Source organism: Streptomyces sp. NBC_01463 (assembly GCA_036227345.1).
Taxonomy (GTDB): Bacteria; Actinomycetota; Actinomycetes; order Streptomycetales; family Streptomycetaceae; genus Streptomyces.
The window spans coordinates 1,683,714-1,702,294 of record CP109468.1 but is presented as its reverse complement, the minus strand read 5'-3'; the positions used below and the strand labels follow the sequence as shown (position 1 = coordinate 1,702,294).

Below are 18,581 nucleotides of genomic sequence, written 5' to 3'. Positions count from 1 at the left end.
AATGTCAGGCCCACATCACAAGTGAGGCAAGGGCAACGGCTGCTTCGTAGGACTCGGCAGCCTTGTCATAGCGGGTGGCAATCCCTCGCCATTGCTTAAGTCGGCTGAAGCACCGTTCCACGACGTTGCGGTGCTTGTAGACCTCGCGGTCGAAGACCGGCGGGCGGCCTCCCCGACTGCCCCGCCGGGCTCGGTTCGCTTTCTGGTCAGCTCGCTCAGGGATGGTGTGCGGGATGCCCCGATGCCGCAGCCAGGAGCGGATCGCCTTCGAGCTGTAGCCCTTGTCGCCCAAGATGTGATCGGGCCGGACGCGGGGCCGGCCCGGCCCGATCCGAGGCACCCGGATGGCTTCCATCACGGCGGTGAACCGGGTGCAGTCGTTGGTGTTGCCGCCGGTGATGACGAAAGCCAGGGGACGGCCCCGTCCGTCGCAGGCCAGGTGAATCTTGCTGGTCAGCCCGCCTCTGGACCGTCCGAGAGCTGGGTCGCGGAGCCCCCTTTTCGGGCCCCGGCTGCATGCTGGTGAGCGCGCACGACGGTCGAGTCGACCGCGACGAGCCATTTAACGTCGCCGACCGCATCGGCTTTCGCCTGGGCCGCCCGAAGCATCCGATTGAACGTTCCGTCTAGCGTCCACCTGCAGAAACGAGTAGGAAGAGAGGCCCACGGTCCGTATCGGTCGGGCACATCCCGCCAGGTGACGCCAGTACGAAATTTCCCACACGATTCCGTTCAGCACCTTGCGGTCGTCCAGCCGCTTCCGCCCCCGCAACGACTCGGGCAGCAACGGCCGGACGAACTCCCACTCAGCATCGGACAGTTCATGGCGACCCAGCACAGCACCATGATCCACGAACCGTGACCATTTTGAAGACATCGCCTAGCAGGGTGTCTGGCAGCCCGCTGTCACGTCGACGCGTCGTCCGGGGATGCCCGCGTGTGTAGTGCCCCGCTCAAGCCGTATGGGGGCGGCTGCCGAGCGCGCAGTGCGCGCCACCTTCCAAGAGCTGTTCCACCTCCCGGTGAGCAGAGTCGACGATGGCGCGGACGCACCGCGAAGCGTCCTCCGGACGTCCGTCCGCGATGGCCTCGGCCACTTCCATATGGCGGCGTACCGCGTCCACGTCCACGTGGTCCGGCATCAGGGGCAGGTCGCGGCGGGCGACGAGAAGCTCCTCGGTGACCTCGGAAAGCTGGGCGAACATCCCGTTGTTCGAGGCATTCAGCAGCGCCTTGTGAAAGGCCAGGTCCGCGGCTATGAAGCCTTGGATGTCATCGGTTCGAGCGACGCTCTCCATCGCCCGGGCGAGCTCGACGAGCGCCTTCCGTGCGCTGGGTGACGCGCCCGCCGCCGCGAGGGCCGCGGCGGACGGTTCCACCGCAGCCCTCAATTCGGTGAGTTCGCGCAACTGGGCGCCGCGGGAGGGGGAGGCCAGTCGCCATCGGATGACTTGGGGGTCGTAGAGGTTCCACTCGGTCATCGGTCGCACGGTGATTCCCACGCGGGGTCGGCTGGTGACGACCCTCTTCGACTCCAGGACCCGGACCGCCTCGCGTGCCACGGTACGGGAGACTCCGTACCGGTCCTGTACGTCTTCGAGGCGGAGCACCTCGCCCGCACGGATCTCCTCCGCGGCGAGGGATTCCCCGATGCGCTCGACCACCTGACCGTGCAGTCCGTGCAGTTCCACGCCACTCCCTGTCGTCCGTTTCACAAGCGCCTACGCTTGCCGATTCTGGCGTCCGGTGCCCGTCAACGAGAATCCGCGAGTCTACGCAAGAGCGTGCCCACGCGTTCACCTGTGCTCGGGGCACCGCCCGACGTCAGGGCCGAACCGATCCCGCAGGCCACCGCACCCGCAGCTATCCATTCCGGAGCGTTGTCGATTGTCACACCTCCAGTGGGCAGCAGGGGTGCCTGGGGGAGCGCCGCGCGCACGTCGCGCAGCCAGGCAGGTGATACGGCCGAGGCCGGGAAGAGCTTCAGTGCGTCGGCACCCTCCTCCAAGGCGTGCACCATTTCAGTCGGGGTGGCCACGCCGGGGAAGACCGGAACTCCGTAGCGGTGACCTGTGCGGATGACTTCCGGGTGGAGGCTCGGCGACACGAGGAAGCGTGCGCCGGCTTCTATGGCCGCGCGGGCCGCGGCCGCGTCGATGACGGTGCCCGCGCCGAGCAGCGCATGGGGGCGGGTCTCGGCGAGGCGGGCCAGGGCGGTGAGGGCGCGTGGCGTGGTGAGGGCGATCTCCACGGCGTGCAGCCCAGCGTCCAGGACGGCTTCCGCCGCGGCGACGGCCTCGTCCGGACCTGCCGTGCGGATGATGCCGAACACGCGCTGTGCGGTGACGGCCTGGGTGGTTTCCCATCGGTACATGACGTTCATGCTCTTCTGCTTGTGGAGGGGTGTGGTGGTCCGGCGGTGGCCGGTTGCCGGTGTCACCGGATGACGGTTTCGGATCCGGCGTCTGTGAAGCCGGCCAGGGCGCGATCGAGGCCGGCCTGGTTGGGCAGGCCGTCCGTGTCGGTGGGGCATTGGACCACCAAAGCCGCTACGGCGGCGGCCTGGCGCAGGCACTGATCTGGACCGTGACCGTGGAGCAGGCCCGAGAGGAATCCTGCGGCGAAGGCGTCCCCCGCTCCCACGGGGTCGGCGACCGGTACGTCAAAGGCGGGCTGGCTGACCGTTTCCGCCTCGAGGGTGAGACAGGTGGCCGATTTGTCGCGGTGCTTCACGACGATGGTTCGCGGCCCTGTCCCGAGCAGCGCGGCCGGGTCCGGTACACCCAGCAGCTCCCATTCGTCCTCGCCTGCCAGCACCACGTCCGCGTGGGCCAGGAGAGGGCCGACGACCTCGCGCCAACGATCGGGGGAGCCGAGCTTGTGGCGGATGTTCGGATCGAAGGAGAGCACCGCGCCGGCGGCTCGAGCCAGTTCGACCAGTCGCCATGTCGCCCGGTTCGCCGAGTCCGACAGCATCGGGGTGATCCCGGTGATGTGCACGAGCGGTGCCCCCTGGAACATGTGGGGATGCAGTTCGTCCGGCGAGAGGCGGGAGGATGCTGAACCTGCACGCAGATACTGCACGTCGATCGCGCGCGCCGGGTGGCTGTCACGCATGAGGACACCGGTCGGAGCCCCCGGGTCCGTGACCGCGTACGAGCTGTCGACACCATGGGCGCGGAGCTGGGCCAGTACGGCACGCCCTGCCGGATCGTCGCCGACGCGGCCGAGCCAGCGAACGGAGTGTCCGAGCCGGGCGAGGCCGGCCGCCACATTGCTCTCGGCGCCTGCGATGGAGCGGCGGAAGGAGACCGCGTGCTCCAGCGGCACTCCGGGTTCGGCCAGCAGGAGGAGCATGGTCTCGCCGCATACGACGACGTCGGGGCTCATCGAGCGAGCTCCGGTATCAGCGGGGCGAACTCCGCGCAGAAGCGGTCGATCATGTTCAGCTCCTCCTCGTCCAGCGAGTATCCGGGTGCCCGGCAGTGTGCGGACGCGAACCAGCCACGGCGCACCGAGACCTCCTTCTCGACGGCGATGATGAGCTCCACGTTCTGCATCCAGTAGGAGAGGAACGGCAGCATCCGGGTGTGCAGCGCGACGGCCTCGGCCTCGTCACCGCGCTGCCAGTGTTCCCAGATCTCGACGTACAGCTCGGTGAAGGAGCAGCCCGGCTGTACGCCGACTGCCCCGCGCCGCAGGGCGTCCGGCAGTTGCAGTCCTGCGTATCCGACCAGGGAGGGCAGCGGACGAGGCCCGGCGGCCAGCGCGGCGATCAGCCGTCCTGGCGGTGCGGACTCGACCTTGACCCAGCGGAGATTGGAGTGCTCGGCGGCCAGGGTGTGCAGGGTGGGTGCGTCCAGTGCCGTTCCGGTCTGTGCCGGGGCGTACTGCACCACGACGGGCAGCGGGTCGACAGCGAGCAGGACCTCGCGCAGGTGGGCCGAGACGGCGGTCTTGGACGGCGCGAGGAAGTGCGGCGGGAGCAGGTTTACGGCGTCGGCCCCGAGTTCCGCGGCGCGGAGCGCCTGGCGGACCGCGGTTCGGGTGGCGTGGTCCGGTACGGAGACGATGGCGGCGACATCCTGGCGGTGCCGGGTCTGCTGGAGCAGCAGACCGGTGAGCAGTTCCCGCTCGTCGGGGTCGAGTTTGTGGAACTCGCTCGCGAAACCGGGGAACATCAGCGAGCTCACCCCTGCCGCAAGTACCCGGTCCACCACTGCGGTGAATCCGTCGGGGTCGAGCTCTCCGTCGTCGTGGAACGGAACCTCCAGTACGGGTGAGACTCCTCGGACCAGTGTCTCGAGGTCCTTGTGTTCGGGTGTGGACATGTCGGTTCCTCAGAAGGCTTGGCGGGGCGGGGGCGAGTCGGTCGCGCCGACGAGAAAATCGAGGTCGGCGCCGGTGTCCGCCTGCGTGACGTGTTCGGTGTAGAGGTAGGTCCAGCCGCGGGTGACGGGCGGCTTCGGCGGCTGCCACGCTGAGCGCCGCAGGTCCATCTCGGTATCGTCGATCAGTACGTCGAGCCGTCGGCCGGGCACGTCGAGTCTGACCTGGTCGCCGGTGCGGACGAACGCCAGCGGGCCGCCGACGGCCGCCTCCGGTGCCACGTGGAGCACGCACGTTCCGAAGGCCGTTCCGGACATGCGGGCATCGGATACCCGGACCATGTCCCTGATCCCGGCGTCGAGCAGCTTCTTCGGCAAGGGCAGGTTGCCCACCTCGGGCATGCCCGGATATCCGCGGGGGCCTGTGTTGCGCACGATGAGCACCGTCTCGGCGGAGACGTCGAGCGTGGGGTCCTCGGCGACGGCGAGGTATTCCTCTATGGAGTCGAAGACGAGGGCGGGGCCGGTGTGGTCCAGCAGGTGCGGTGCGGCTGCCGACAGCTTGATGACGGCACCGTCCGGGGCGAGGCTGCCGCGCACCACGGCGGTTCCTCGTCCCGCGGGCAGCACCGGGTTGTCGAAGGCCCGGATGACCTCACGGTCGTACACCTGCGCACCCATGCAATTGGCTGTCAGGGAAAGCCCGGTGACCGTCACCGTGTCCTGGTGCAGGGCGTCCCGCAGGTCGTTGACGAGGGCCGGCAGCCCTCCGGCGTAGGCGAACTCCTCCATCAGGAACCGTCCGGAGGGCATCAGGTCGATGAGAAGCGGGAGTTCGGCGCCCAGGCGGTCGAAGTCGTCGAGTTCCAGGGGTACGCCCAGTCGGCCGGCCAGGGCGAGCAGGTGCACCACCGCGTTGGTGGACCCGCCGATCGCCGCGTTGATCCGGACGGCGTTCTCGAAGGCGGCTCGCGTCATGATGCGCCGGGGGGTGAGGTCGCTTCCCGCGAGCGCCACGGCACGTGCGCCGGTCTCTTCGGCCAGTGTGCCGCGCCGGGCGTCCACGGCCGGCAGCCCGGAGCCGCCTGGCAGCATCATGCCCAGGGCTTCCGCCAGGCAGGCCATGGTGGACGCCGTACCCATGGTCATGCAGTGACCCGCGGAGCGGTTCAGGGACGACTCGAACTCGGTGAACTCCTCCTGCGTGATCGTCCCCGCGCGCAGCTCTTCCGTCATCCGCCAGATGTCCGTGCCGGAACCCACGTTGCGGCCCTTGAACCTGCCGTTGAGCATGGGTCCCCCGGTGAGGACGATGGCGGGCACACCGGCGCTGGCGGCACCCATCAGGGCGGCGGGCGTGGTCTTGTCGCACCCGGTGAGCAGTACGACGGCGTCGATCGGATTGGCGCGGATCTGCTCTTCGATCTCCATGGCCGCCAGGTTGCGGAAGAGCATCGACGTCGGCCGCAGGAAGGGTTCACCAAGAGACATGGCAGGAAATTCCAGAGGGAAGCCGCCCGCCTGCAGCACTCCACGCTTCACCGCGTCGGCAAGGATCTGCAAATGGCCGTTGCACGGGGTCAGTTCGGAGAACGTGTTGCAGATGCCGATGACCGGGCGGCCGTCGAAGTTGTGACCGCCGCGCCCCATGGCCCGCAGGTGGTGACGGGCGATGAAACCGTTCTTGCCGCCGTCGCCGAACCAGGCACGGCTCCTGAGCGGCTCTCGACGCGAGACGGGAACTGCGGCTGACGGTGTCTCTCGCTCTGCCATGTATGAGCCTCCGATGGGGTACGGCCACGCGGTTCCGACCGCTTGAGACCGCGCTGTGACCGTGCAGGGGCTTGCCCTGCCGACGGATTTAATGATGCTATCAAATGACGATAACGCCTCGGGGGGTCGCACGAGGCTGTCACGGAAGCGGAGGTTCAACCCGTGGTACGTAATGCGCCGGTGCGGCTCGTCCGTCTCTTGACCTTTGGCGTACCGCCTGTCGCGACCGTCGGAACCTGTCCACCGGGCACCGGCGGACCGGCCCCCCGCACACCGATGCACGAAGCCCGGTGCCCTCCCCGCACGGGCGAGCACACCGAGGTGACCCGGAACCACCGGATCAGTCCTCACCACACGGCCCCGACAGCACGATGCGCGGCGGTCACTGCCAGCTCGAAGGAGCTCCACATGAACTCTTCGTTCCACCGGAACATTGCCGTGGCCACCGGCCTGCTGCTCACTCTCGGTCTCGCCACGGCGTGTTCGTCGGGCAAGGAGTCCTCCGGCGGCGACGCGGTCGACAAGAAGGTCGACGGCAAGATCTCCCTCACCTACCTGCAGAAGCAGGGCGACCAGGAGTACTTCATCGGCGAGGCGGCCGGCGCCAAGGCGAAGGCCAAGGAGCTGGGCATCGACCTCAAGGTGGTGAACCTGGGCAACGACGCCAACAAGACCGTCAGTGAGGTCCAGTCAGCCGTCGCACAGAAGACGAGCGGCATCATCATCGTCGTCCCCGACCCGGCCGTCGGCCCGCAGGTCGTCCAGACGGCGAAGGACGGGAAGGTCGCCCTGCTCACCTCCGACGACCAGATCTGCACCACCGGGCCCGACCCCGCCGCCTGCGGCAAGGACGACCTGGTCCCCCGCATCGGGTTCAGCGGTGCGCAGATGGGTGAGGAGGTCGGCAAGCGAGCGGCCGCCGAGTACAAGAAGGCCGGCTGGAAGGCCACGGACACCCGTGTCATCTCGGCCTGGAAGCAGGACGTCACCGTCTGCGGCGACCGGGTCAACGCGGCCAAGAAGACGTTCGACGCCGCGGTGCCCGGCGTGAAGACCCTCAACGTGCCCACCGACAACACCCCGACCGGCGCCCAGGACAAGATCGCCGCGACGATCACCGCGAACTCCAAGGTCAAGAACTGGGTCGTCTGGGGCTGCAACGACGAGAACGCCATGGGCGGGGTCACCGCCCTGCAGAACGCCGGCATCGGCCCCGACCACGTCATCGGCGTCGGTCTCGGCGCCTACCTCGCCTGCAAGGAATGGCAGACCGACAAGAAGAGCGGCATGAAGGCCGCCCTCTTCATCAACGGCAAGGACGTCGGCGCCCTGGCCGTTCAGACCATGTACGACAAGCTCAAGAACGGCAAGGACTTCCCGCAGGAGGCCTTCGCTCCCACCACGATGGTCGACCACTCCTCCTGGAAGACCGCCGGTCTCACCTGCGCCTGACCCGTCCGGGCCCGCGGTCTGACCACCCGTTCCGGCCGCGGGCCGACGACAGCTCCGTCGTACCGGTTCCCTTTCCATGAACACTCTGCGCGCCATGCCTTCGAGGTGAACGACATATGACCAGAGCCTCCCATTCGCCCGCCGGCCGGGACCCTTCCGAAGGACAGATTGAGGAAGCGTCGCCGCAGTCCCCGTCGCCGGGCATCGTGGACGTCACCAAACGTTTCGGGGCGGTGCGGGCCCTCGGCGGGGTCACGCTCGACTTCCCCCGCGGGCAGGTCACCGCACTGATGGGTGAGAACGGCGCGGGCAAGTCGACCCTGCTCAAGATCCTCACCGGTGACCACCAGCCCACCGAGGGGCACATCGTCCTGGGCGGCGAGCGCGTTCTGCTCGACTCCCCGGCCAAGGCACGCACGGCAGGTATCCGGATCATTCCGCAGGAACCGGAGATCATCCCGCACATCTCGGTCGCCGAGAACGTCTACGCCGGCGCCCTGCCGCGCAAGTCCGGCCGGCGATTCGACCGGGCCGAGCTCCGCCGCCGCATCGACGCGGACCTGGCCCGGCTGGGCTTCGCCGATGTGCTGGACCCGGACCTCCTGGGTTCACAGCTGACCCCGGCCCAACGCCAGCTGGTCGAGATCATGCGCGCCCTCACCGGCAGCACGGCTGCCACACTGATCGCGTTCGACGAACCCACCTCCTCCCTCGCCGAGCACGAGGTGGACGCTCTGTTCGCCCTGATCCGGCGACTGCGGGACCAGGGCATCGCGATCGTCTACGTCTCGCACCGGATGCAGGAGATCTTCCAGCTCGCCGACCGTATCGCCGTGCTGCGCGACGGCAACCTGGTCGGTGTCCAGCAGGCCGACACGACGAACGAAGCAGAGCTGGTACGCCTCATGGTGGGCCGCGACCTGTCCACCATGTTCGTCCGGCAGCGGGTCGCCACCGACCGCCTCGTTCTCGACGTCAGGAACCTCACCACCGACGACGTGCACGACATCTCGCTCCAGGTCCACGCCGGCGAAGTCGTCGGCCTGGCCGGCCTCATCGGAGCAGGACGCTCCGAACTGGCCCTCGCGCTGGCCGGCGACCAGCCCGTCCACAGCGGCACCGCCACCCTCGACGGGGTCCCACTGCCCAGCGGCCGCCCCGGTGCGGTGATCCGGGCCGGCCTCGGCCTCGCCCCCGAGGAGCGCAAGGCACAGGCGCTCTTCCTGCAGCAGTCCGTCCGGGCCAACATCTCCCAGGTAGTCCTCGACCGGCTGCGACGCTCCCGCTTCGTACGCCGCACCGCCGAACGAGAGCTCGCCCAGCACTACACCGACCGGCTCCGGGTCCGCACCCCCTCGATCGACCACGAAGTGCGCAAACTCTCCGGCGGAAACCAGCAGAAGGTCGTCCTCGCCCGCTGGCTCGCCCGCAAACCCAAGGTCCTCATCCTCGACGAGCCGACCCGCGGCATCGACGTCGGCGCCAAGGCCGAGATCTACCAGATCATCGCCGACCTCGCCGCCGACGGTGTGGCCGTCCTCGTCATCTCCTCCGAACTGCCCGAACTCCTCGGCCTCGCTGACCGCGTCGTCGTCATGCAGGGCGGCCACATCACCGGCGAGCTCAGCCACGGCGAAGCCACCGAAGAGTCCATCCTCCAACTCGCCATGGCCGACGACATCATCAGCACCCGTACCCCCGGAGCCTCTTCATGACCACCACCAGCGCCCCGTCCCCGGCAGTCAAGGAGCCGTCGGAAGGACCGGCCTCCTCCACGCCGAAGCTGCTCTCCCGCATCAGCGGGCAAAACATCAGCCTCGTCGGCGCGCTGATCCTCGTGCTCGGGCTGTTCGGGGTCCTCAACGACAACTATCTGAGCCTGTCGAACATGCAGGTCATCGCGGAGGCGGCGACCATCACCGGGCTGCTCGCGATCGTCCAGACCGTCGTCATCATCTGCGGCGGCCTCGACATCTCCGTCGGCTCGCAGGCCGGTGTGGCATCCGTGGTCAGCGCCATGGTCTTCACCAGCACCGGCACCAACGCCTTCCTCGGCATGGCGGCCGCCATCGGAGTCGGCCTGCTCATCGGCGCCCTCAACGGCCTGATCATCGTCTACGGCCGGGTCAACCCCACCATCGCCACCCTCGCCGGCCTCGCCGCCTACAAAGGCCTCGCCCAACTCCTGTCCGACGGACGCGCCCAGGGATACGTCCTCAACAACGACGTCTTCATCTTCCTCGGGCGCGGAAAGATCGCCGGACTCCCCGTCATGGTCTGGATCCTCATCGTCGTCGCCGTGGCCGTCCACATCCTGCTCCGCTACACCGACATCGGCCGCAACATCTACGCCATCGGCGGCAACGACACCGCCGCCCGCCTCGCCGGCATCAACATCAACAAATACCTGATCTGCGTCTACGCCCTCATCGGCATCGTCGCCGCCGTCGCCGGCATCCTCCTCACCGCCCGCACCGGATCCGGCCAGCCCACCTCCGGCAGCGAAGGCCTCGAACTCAAGGCCATCACCGCCGCCGCACTCGGCGGCGCCGCACTCAAGGGCGGCAAGGGCGGCATCGGCGGCACCCTCCTCGCCGTCGCCCTCCTCGGCGCCCTGGAGAACGGTCTCACCGTCCAGGGCATCAACTCCTTCTGGCAGAACGTCGCCCAGGGCGCCCTCCTCGTCATAGCCGTCGTGATCCAGCAGCGACGCAGCGGCGAACGCGCTGTCGGACTACCCAACTGAGGCACCCGGGCCAGGTCTCACGCGGCCCGGGCAGGAAGGAGCGCCTTTCACCGAACCACATGCCCACACTGACCCGCACGCATAGCAGCTTAGTTGTCAAGAAGGGTTTGACGTGACGTTCTCGCACAGCAGCACGCCTTCGGAACACAGCGGCCCCGCCGCAAAGGCAGGAGGGTTCAGCCGCCGCGGTGTGCTGAAGAGCCTGGCGGCAGCGGGATTCCTCGCCGTAGCAGGCGATGTCTTCCTTGCCGCACCCGCCCATGCCGCCACCGCGCCGCCCGTGATCCCGCCCCTTCCCGAGACGGTCTCCGGCGTGGGCAACCCGCTCGTCCCCGTCGCCTCCGGATGGCGCTGGACGTCCAGCCCTCCGGCATCCTTCTGGACATCCGGCACCGACACCTCCTCGTGGCACCCGCTCGACGTACCCGGCGAACCGGCCCTGCAGAGCCAGTCCGTCCCCTCGGACACCGAATGCGCGTACACCGTCGAGGTCACCGTTCCGGCGGACTTCGCCGGCAAATGCGTGATGCTCCGCTTCGACGGCGTCTACAGCTACGCCCGACTGTGGGTCAACGGCACTGCCGTACGCACCCACGACGGCGGCTTCACCACCTGGTACGCCGACATCACCTCCCTGGTCACGCCGGGCCGCGCGGCCGTCGTCACCCTCGGCGTCACCGACCGGCCCACCAGCATCGCCGGCCAGTCCAACTACGCGCACCACATCATCGGCGGCATCCTGCGCGACGTCACCCTGGTCGCCCTCCCGCCTTCCCACCTCACGAGGCTGCACGCCGACACGACCTTCGACAGCGCGTACCGGGACGCCACGCTCACCGTGACCGCGGCCGCGTCGTTCCAGACGGGCCAGAGCGGAACGGCCACGCTCACCCTCACCGACCCCGAGGGCCGGCCAGTCGCGATCACTCCGTCGAAGATCGACCTGACCGGCACGAATCCGCAGCAACAGGCCGTGATCCCGGTCAAGGCCCCCCTCAAGTGGGACGCGGAACACCCCCACCTCTACACCCTGACCGCCGAATTCACCGCCGGAGGCGTGACCCAGACGGTGACCCGGAAGGTCGGATTCCGTCAGGTCAAGGTCGAGGGCAACAAACTGGTGGTCAACGGCAGCCCCGTACACCTGCTGGGCGTCTGCCATCACAGCATCACGGAGAAGCAGGGCCGTTCGACCAACCCGGCCATGGAGGAGCAGGCCGCCCGCCTCTACAAGGAGGCGAACTGCAACTACATCCGCACCTCGCACTACCCGCCGACACCGGCGCTACTGGACTGGGCCGACCGTCTCGGCCTGTACGTCGAGGTCGAGTCGCCCGTCTGCTTCCAGCAGAGCACCGTCGACGACCCCGCCTACACCGAGCAGTACATGACACAGTTCGCCGAGATGATCGAACGCGACCGCAGCCACCCCTGCGTGATCGAGTGGTCCGTCGGCAACGAGAGCGGCATGGGCCGCAACTTCGCCTCGGAGAACACCTACGCCCACGAGACGGACACCTCTCGTCCCACGGTCTTCGAGGACATGGGCCAGAGCAACGGCGGCACTCAGACCGACATCTACAGCGGTCACTACCCCAACCTCCAGAACGCCAACGGCAATGCCAAACAGCCCATCCAGTACGGCGAGTTCGCCCATGTGCCGTGCTACAACGTGGGGACCCTGAAGGAAGACCCCGGGGTGCGCGACTTCTGGGGCCACAGCATCGCGAAGCTGGCGGAGAAGTTCCGTACCACGGACGGAGTCGTGGGCGGCGCCATCTGGGCGGCCATCGACGAGGTGTTCCACCTGGCCAACGGGCCTGTGGGGTACGGCGAGTGGGGCATCATCGACCTGTGGCGCCGCCGCAAGCCCGAGTTCTGGCTCACGCAGAAGGCCTTCTCTCCGGTACAGATCGCGGACGGGGTGCTCACCGGCCTGACCCCGGGAGGAGCGATACCGGTGCCGGTCAAGAACTGGTACGACCACAGCAACCTCGGGGAACTCGCGGTCGGCTGGCAGATCGGCAGCAGGTCGGGCACCATCGACGGCGTCGATATCGCACCCCGGCAGAGCGGCACCCTGACCGTCCCGGCCGGCGCCTGGTCGGCGGGCGACACCCTGAGACTCACCTTCCGGCGTGGCACGGCGCTGATCGACGAATACCGGCTCTGGCTCAACACCCGTGCGACGCCGGCCTCCCCCTCCGACAGCGGCAAGGCGCCCACCGTCGACGAGAGCCCGGACACGATCACCGTCACGGGCGTCGACGCGCCGTTCACGGTGGTGTTCGACAAGCGCACCGCACGGCTCGTCGAAGCGACAGCCAACGGCACCGTGATCCTGACGAGTGGCCCGGACCTGGTGATCTCCCGTGCCGTTCCCGGACAGTGGGCGGGGACATCGGCGAGCGTGACCACGACCGACGGCAAGGTGACCGTCAGCCTGAAGGGACGCTTCGGCACCATCGACACCACGATCAAGGTGGCGGTGAGCCCTCGCGGTCTGCTGACCACGACGTACACGATCACCAACCCGCCCTCTGGCCAGGTCAGTGACGTGGGCATACGGTACGTCCTCGCCGACGGCACGGACACCTTGAGCTGGCAGCGGGACGCCCAGTGGACGGCGTACCCCGACGACCACATCGGCAGGGCCTCCGGTACCGCGACCCGCAGCCGGGCCACCGGCGCAGACGGATACCGTACGAAGCCGGACTGGTCGTGGTCCCAGGACACCCACAGCTACTTCCTGTTGGGCAAGGACAGCGCCGCACACTGGACCAACGACTTCCGCAGCGCCAAGGCGAACGTCAGGGTGGCCAAGGCCACCGCGGGCGCGGCGGGACCGGGTGTGCAGGTCGAGTCGGACGGTTCCGACTCGGTCCGGCTGGCACCGCTGGAGCCGGCGCTCATCGACGACGCCTCCCCGGACATCGTCTACACGGGTTCCTGGACCCATGCGGACGCGAGCTCGGGCTACACCGCCGGAGACCTGTTCGGCACGGAATCCTTCACCAACGCAGCGGGGGCGGCAGCAGAACTGACCTTCACTGGCACGGGGGTCGGCCTGTACTCCGCCCGGGCGGACAACCTCGGCATCGTGAAGATCTCGGTGGACGGCAAGCCTGCGGAAACGGTCGACCTCTACGGACCGGGGAAGGCTCCGGCCCAGCTCGTCTTCCGTAGCGCATCACTGGCGTACGGACGGCACACGGTCAAGGTGGAGTGCACCGGCACCAAGAATGCCTCGTCGAAGGGGGCCTTTGCGCTCGTCGACGCCTTCCAAGTGGTGGACCCGGTGATCGACGACGCTTCGGACGCGGTTGTCTACAAGGGCTCGTGGACACATGCGGACTCGAGCAAGACGTGGACGAGCGGCGATCTCGGGCGCACCGAATCCTTCAGCAGAACCGCGGGCGACACGGCGACCGTCAGGCTCTCGGGAACGGGAATCCGCGTCATCTGCCCCAAGGGCCCCAACCAGGGCATCGCTGAGATCTCCATCGACGGTGGGCCCGCCACCGAGGTTGACCTCTATGCGTCGAGCAAGCAGTTCCAGCAACGGGTGCTCGAACGCACCGGCCTGGCAGAGGGCCAGCACACTGTCAGTATCAAGGTGAGCGGCCGCAAGAACGCAGCTGCCACGGACGCCCATGTGGCCCTGGACGCGTTCGAGGCGCTGACGAGCGACGCCTTCCCGCTCAGGGCTCCCGGCGTGGGCCTGATCGTCAGCGCCCGCATCAACTATCCCGATCTCGCCTGGGGCAACTACATCGACCCCGCGATCACGCTGCCGGCCGACTGGAGCGGCACGGCACGGGTGCGACTGCTGCCCTGACAGCCGTCGGAGGGCATCACAGTCCGAGGTCGTGACCGGTCTCCGCAAGGTGGGCGGTCATGGCCTCGGCCGCGCGATTCCCGTCGCCACCGGCGATCGCGTCGGCGATGTGCCTGTGCGCAACGACCGTGGCTTCATGCCCCGCCCCCCGGCGTTCACGACCGTGGTAGCTCGCTCTGCGGGAGTCGAGCAGGATTCCGTTCATTGCCGTCAGAACGAAGGAGAACAGGCCCGATGCGGCCAGTTCTGCGACAGCCTGATGGAAGGCGAGGTCCGCGGCGATGAACGCCTCCGGCTCACCGACCGCGTGGCCCATCGTGGCCAGCGCGCGATCCACCTCCGTCATGGAGCCCTCGCCGGCGGCGCGACGCACTGCGGCCCGGCGCGCGAGCTCCGCCTCGATCACACGCCGGGTGTCGAGCAGGTCCGCCAGTTCCATCGAGTTCTGACTGAGGCGGAAATCGAGAATCTGCTCCAGCACTGCGGGAGCGGGGACCGCTACACGCGCACGCTTGCCCTGGCTCGAGACGAGGACACCACGTGCGACCAGCGTGCGGATCGCCTCACGCACGGCGAGGCGGTTGACGCCGTGCCGCTCAGCGAGTTCGCCCTCGGCCGGGATCTCATCGCCCGCCCGCAGACCGCGCAGCTTGATGTCGCCGATGATCTCCTGAGCCACGTGCTGACTCAGCGTCGTCCGCCCGATCGTCATGCGTTCACTCCCTCACCTCCGGGCAGGGGAGTCCCCGCCTCCAACCCGCCGACACACCTGGCAGCTTAGCTGCTAAGTTCGCCTCGTATCCAAATCAGCACGCCGGCCCAGGGGCCCGCGCAAGTGATGGCTCTGCCCGGTTGTGCTCCGTTACTCACCTTGACTACTCCCGCGCCCCGCGCGGAACGGAGACCGACATGTTTGACCTGAGCAATGAGGTAGTGCTGGTCACCGGCGCCGCCCGCGGCATCGGCGCCTCCGTGGCCACGATGGCGGCAGCCGCCGGTGCGAGGGTGGGCCTCCTGGACATCGACGGTGACGGCGCGCGGGAAACCGCTCGCCGAATCGGCCCGTCCGCCGGCTGGGCAGCGTGCGACATCACCTGCGAGGATCAGGTCCGCGACGCTGTGAGTGCCCTGCGCGACGAGCTGGGACCGGCAACAGGCCTGGTGAACAACGCGGGACGCAACTCGTATGCTGACGTGGTCGCCATGACCACCCAGCAGTGGGACGAGGTGTTCGGCGTCGACCTCAAGGGGGCGTGGCTCATGGCCAGGGCCGTCCTGCCGGGGATGACCGCTCAGGGGCGGGGCGCGATCGTGAACATCGCCTCGATGCATGCCACGATGACCTGCCCCGGCATGTTCCCCTACGCCTCGGCCAAAGCCGGACTCGTAGGTCTGACACGCAGCATGGCCCTCGAGGTGGGACCGCAGGGTGTCCGGGTCAACGCGGTCAGCCCCGGATATATCGAGACCGACCTGCTGGCCGAGTATTTTGACCAGGAGGCGCCGCAGGTCCGCCAGGAAGCGCTGGCCAAACACATCCTCGGCCGACTCGGCACCCCCGACCAGGTCGCCTCTGTAGTCGCTTTCCTCCTGTCCGACGCTGCTGGATTCGTCACCGGCGCGGACTGGGCTGTAGACGGGGGAGTCTCCGCCCGATTCGCCTGAGGCGCGAAGCCCGGCGGCACGCAGGCGGATGGGAAGACGCCTTCCACCCTGCACATGGCGAGGACGGCCGGCGGCCCTGCGTATGACGACGGGGCCGCCGGGGCGTTACGGGGTGAGGCGGTAGACGCTGCGGGCCGTTCCGGCGAGGATCTTGGCCCGCTCCGCGGCGGAGAGATCCGCGATCAGGGCGCGGCCGGTTTCCAGAGTCTTTCCGTAGTCGGCGGCCAAGAGGCATACAGGCCAGTCAGACCCTGCCATCAGCCGGTCCGGCCCGAAGGCATTGAGCGCCATGTCGACGTATGGGCGCACCTCGTCGGTCCAGCTTGAGCCCTGCGGTATTTCGGTCAGCAGGCCGGACATCTTGGCGCTGACGTTCCCGTTCCTCGCAAGGGCCCGCAGGCCCTGAGACCACAGTGCCGCGGCACCCGGTGCAGGCGACGGCTTGCCGAGGTGATTCAGGACGAGTCGCAGGTGGGGGATCGCCCTTGCCGTTTCCGCAGCGGCTGACAGTTGTTCCGGGGTGACCAGCAGGTCGTATGCGAGTCCTGCCGCGGCCACGGCCTTCAGGCCGCGGTGTACGTCGGTACGACAGAGCCATCGTCGATCGGGCTCCCCCTGCACGGGGTGACGGATCGATCTGAGGTACCGGCCATGGGGTCCCTCGCGCAGTTCGGCCACCTGGTCTGCTACGTCGGGAGCGGTCAGATCGACCCAGCCGACCACTCCGCCAATGAGCGTGTGCTGTCCTGCAAGGGCCAGGAACTCGGAGGTCTCCTTCCGAGTGGCAGCGGTCTGCACCAGTATCGCCGAGGTGACTTCGGCAGCCTGTGCGGCCGGCTTCAGATCCTCGACACAGAAGTTGCGGCGGATCGGGGCGAGCCCGGGGCCTACGATCCACGGCTGGCTGCGCACGGCAAGGTCCCACACGTGTACGTGAGCATCCACGAAGCCCGTCGCAGCGCTCATGGTCGCAAGGGGCGTTCGCTTCGCGACGGTGCCGGGCGTACCCGCAGACCCGACATGCCGCCGTCCACGGCCAGCGCGGTGCCTGTGACCGAGCCGGCCGACGGGCCGGCCAGATAGGCGATGGCAGCGGCCACCTCGTCCGCGGTGACCAATCTGCCGGTGGGCTGCCGGGCCTCCAGTGCAGCCCGTTCGCTTTCCGGGTCGTCGGCGGCGTCCAGGAGGCGTCCGACCCACGGCGTGTCGACGGTTCCCGGGTTCACGCAGTTGACACGAATTCCTTCGCCGACGTGGTCGGCCGACATCGCCAAAGTCAGCGACAGCACGGCGCCCTTGCTCGCTGAGTACAACGCGCGTCGGGGGAGCCCGGCGGTAGCGGCGATCGAGCAGAGATTGACGATCGAGGCGGCCTCTGACTCCCGCAGGTATGGCAGAGCCGCCCGGGTCGTGCGCACGACTCCGAGAACGTTCACGTTGAGCACGCGCAGCCACTCTTCGTCCAAGTGGTCCGCAATGGTCCCCGCCGCCCCGACGCCCGCGTTGTTGACCAGGATGTCGATGCCGCCGAGCGCGCCGGCCGCACTGAGCACCGCGTCATGGATCGATGTTTCGTCCGCGACGTCGGCCTGGAAACCCATGAGCGGCGCGGGCACGCCAGTCGGCGCGAGGTCGAGGACTGCCACGCGGGCGCCCCGCGAGGCCATCAGGAGCCCTGTGGCGAGGCCGATGCCGGAGCCGCCTCCAGTGATGACCGCGCGCAGTCCTGTGAGGTCGCTCATGACTTCTTCCCATTCCGCTCACCGAGGGGTGCGGCAACGAATACCTGACGCTGCACCCCCAGCCCGTCGATGCCCAACTCGACCACGTCGCCTGCCTTGAGGTAGGGCGTGTCCGGAAGTCCCAGTGCGACGCCGGCAGGGGTGCCGGTATTGATCAGGTCGCCGGGTTCGAGAACCATGTACTGGCTCAGGTACCAGACGAGATGGTTCACGTCGAAGATCATGTCCTTGGTGTGACCGTCCTGGCGCCGGACACCGTTGACCGACAAATGCATCGCGAGGCTCTGGGGGTCGCCTGCCTCGTCCGCGGTGACGAGCCACGGGCCGAGCGGGTTGAACGTCTCACAGGACTTGCCGAGGTCCCACTGCGCGGAGTACTCCAGCTGGAACTCCCGCTCGGAAACATCGTGGCTGACAGCAAAACCGGCGATGACCGCTGCGGCGTCCTCGGGCGAATCCAGGTAGCGGGCGCGGGTGCCGATGACGACGGCCAGCTCCACTTCCCAGTCCGTTTTCACTGACCCTCGCGGCACCCTCACATGGTCGTAGGGCCCCACCACTGTCGAGGAGTCTTTCAAGAACACCACAGGACGCACCGGGATCGTGGCCCCGGTCTCTCGCGCGTGGTCCCGGTAGTTCAAGCCGACGCAGACCACCTTTCCCGGGCGAGCCACGGGTGCTCCGACCCGGGCTTGTCCAGCCTCCAGGGCGGGGAGGACACCGGTGCCGAGCGCCGCCCGTATCCGCTCCAGGCCGTTGCTGGAGAAGAAGTTGCCGTCGATGTCCTCGACGAGGCCGGACAGGTCCAGCAGCCGCCCGTCATGGGCCAGCAGAGCGGGCCGTTCGGCCCCAGGGGGACCGATGCGCAACAGTTTCACTTCACACTTCTTCCTTGATCCAGGTTCACCACCACACATCGGAGAACTCGGCGGCGAATCGCAGCGAACTTAGCGTTTTCATGGGATCATCGCAAGAAGTCATCAGACCTCTCGTGGTTACACTCGTGAGGGGCAGCCGCCATGGTTCAGCGGGTGGCG

The 18,581-nt window shown here is 68.2% G+C and carries 14 protein-coding genes and 1 pseudogene; 5 read left to right on the top strand and 10 right to left on the bottom strand.

The window, feature by feature from the left end; genetic code table 11:
- Positions 1–4 precede the first annotated feature (4 nt).
- The 6 genes and pseudogenes from OG521_07390 to OG521_07365 all read right to left on the bottom strand — a co-directional run bounded on the left by OG521_07390 (position 5) and on the right by OG521_07365 (position 6,101).
- Positions 5–835, bottom strand: a pseudogene (locus OG521_07390) (IS5 family transposase).
- Positions 836–953: 118 nt separating this feature from the next.
- Positions 954–1,691 carry an FCD domain-containing protein gene (locus OG521_07385; GenBank protein ID WUW20625.1) on the bottom strand — a complete coding sequence of 246 codons (738 nt, stop codon included), beginning with the start codon at positions 1,689–1,691 and terminating at the stop codon, positions 954–956.
- 62 nt (positions 1,692–1,753) lie between these two features.
- On the bottom strand, positions 1,754–2,374 hold the full coding sequence (locus OG521_07380) for a bifunctional 4-hydroxy-2-oxoglutarate aldolase/2-dehydro-3-deoxy-phosphogluconate aldolase (GenBank protein WUW20624.1): 621 nt from the start codon (positions 2,372–2,374) through the stop codon (positions 1,754–1,756).
- Between the two features lie 62 nt (positions 2,375–2,436).
- Positions 2,437–3,390 (bottom strand): sugar kinase, encoded by a 954-nt coding sequence (locus OG521_07375; protein WUW20623.1) that lies wholly within the window; start codon positions 3,388–3,390, stop codon positions 2,437–2,439.
- On the bottom strand, positions 3,387–4,331 hold the full coding sequence (locus OG521_07370) for a dihydrodipicolinate synthase family protein (GenBank protein WUW20622.1): 945 nt from the start codon (positions 4,329–4,331) through the stop codon (positions 3,387–3,389). Before OG521_07370 ends, OG521_07375 begins: the two co-directional genes overlap by 4 nt.
- A 9-nt stretch (positions 4,332–4,340) precedes the next feature.
- Positions 4,341–6,101 (bottom strand): dihydroxy-acid dehydratase, encoded by a 1,761-nt coding sequence (locus OG521_07365; GenBank protein WUW20621.1) that lies wholly within the window; start codon positions 6,099–6,101, stop codon positions 4,341–4,343.
- Positions 6,102–6,509: 408 nt separating this feature from the next.
- On the opposite strand from OG521_07365, the gene OG521_07360 reads away from it, so the two are divergent.
- The 4 genes from OG521_07360 to OG521_07345 all read left to right on the top strand — a co-directional run bounded on the left by OG521_07360 (position 6,510) and on the right by OG521_07345 (position 14,137).
- Positions 6,510–7,553 carry a substrate-binding domain-containing protein gene (locus OG521_07360; GenBank protein ID WUW20620.1) on the top strand — a complete coding sequence of 348 codons (1,044 nt, stop codon included), beginning with the start codon at positions 6,510–6,512 and terminating at the stop codon, positions 7,551–7,553.
- 116 nt (positions 7,554–7,669) lie between these two features.
- Positions 7,670–9,268 carry a sugar ABC transporter ATP-binding protein gene (locus OG521_07355; protein WUW20619.1) on the top strand — a complete coding sequence of 533 codons (1,599 nt, stop codon included), beginning with the start codon at positions 7,670–7,672 and terminating at the stop codon, positions 9,266–9,268.
- Positions 9,265–10,299 (top strand): ABC transporter permease, encoded by a 1,035-nt coding sequence (locus OG521_07350; protein WUW20618.1) that lies wholly within the window; start codon positions 9,265–9,267, stop codon positions 10,297–10,299. The genes OG521_07355 and OG521_07350 overlap by 4 nt, the downstream gene beginning before the upstream one ends.
- A gap of 112 nt (positions 10,300–10,411) precedes the next feature.
- Complete coding sequence (locus tag OG521_07345; GenBank protein ID WUW20617.1) at positions 10,412–14,137, top strand: hypothetical protein; 3,726 nt, start codon at positions 10,412–10,414, stop codon at positions 14,135–14,137.
- Between the two features lie 16 nt (positions 14,138–14,153).
- On the opposite strand, the gene OG521_07340 is transcribed toward OG521_07345, so the two are convergent.
- Complete coding sequence (locus OG521_07340) at positions 14,154–14,849, bottom strand: FCD domain-containing protein (GenBank protein ID WUW20616.1); 696 nt, start codon at positions 14,847–14,849, stop codon at positions 14,154–14,156.
- A 197-nt stretch (positions 14,850–15,046) separates the two neighbouring features.
- Here OG521_07340 and OG521_07335 point away from each other — a divergent pair, with 197 nt between their 5' ends.
- On the top strand, positions 15,047–15,802 hold the full coding sequence (locus OG521_07335) for an SDR family oxidoreductase (protein WUW20615.1): 756 nt from the start codon (positions 15,047–15,049) through the stop codon (positions 15,800–15,802).
- Positions 15,803–15,907: 105 nt separating this feature from the next.
- Here OG521_07335 and OG521_07330 read toward each other — a convergent pair whose 3' ends face one another.
- From OG521_07330 to OG521_07320, 3 genes are read right to left on the bottom strand one after another with little or no spacing between them, the layout of a single operon-like run.
- Positions 15,908–16,768: an amidohydrolase family protein gene (locus tag OG521_07330; GenBank protein WUW20614.1), complete on the bottom strand. Its 861-nt coding sequence runs from the start codon at positions 16,766–16,768 to the stop codon at positions 15,908–15,910.
- Complete coding sequence (locus tag OG521_07325) at positions 16,765–17,544, bottom strand: SDR family oxidoreductase (protein ID WUW20613.1); 780 nt, start codon at positions 17,542–17,544, stop codon at positions 16,765–16,767. The genes OG521_07330 and OG521_07325 overlap by 4 nt, the downstream gene beginning before the upstream one ends.
- Positions 17,541–18,422, bottom strand: a complete 882-nt coding sequence (locus tag OG521_07320) for a fumarylacetoacetate hydrolase family protein (GenBank protein WUW20612.1) — start codon at positions 18,420–18,422, stop codon at positions 17,541–17,543. The genes OG521_07325 and OG521_07320 overlap by 4 nt, the downstream gene beginning before the upstream one ends.
- Positions 18,423–18,581 lie beyond the last annotated feature (159 nt).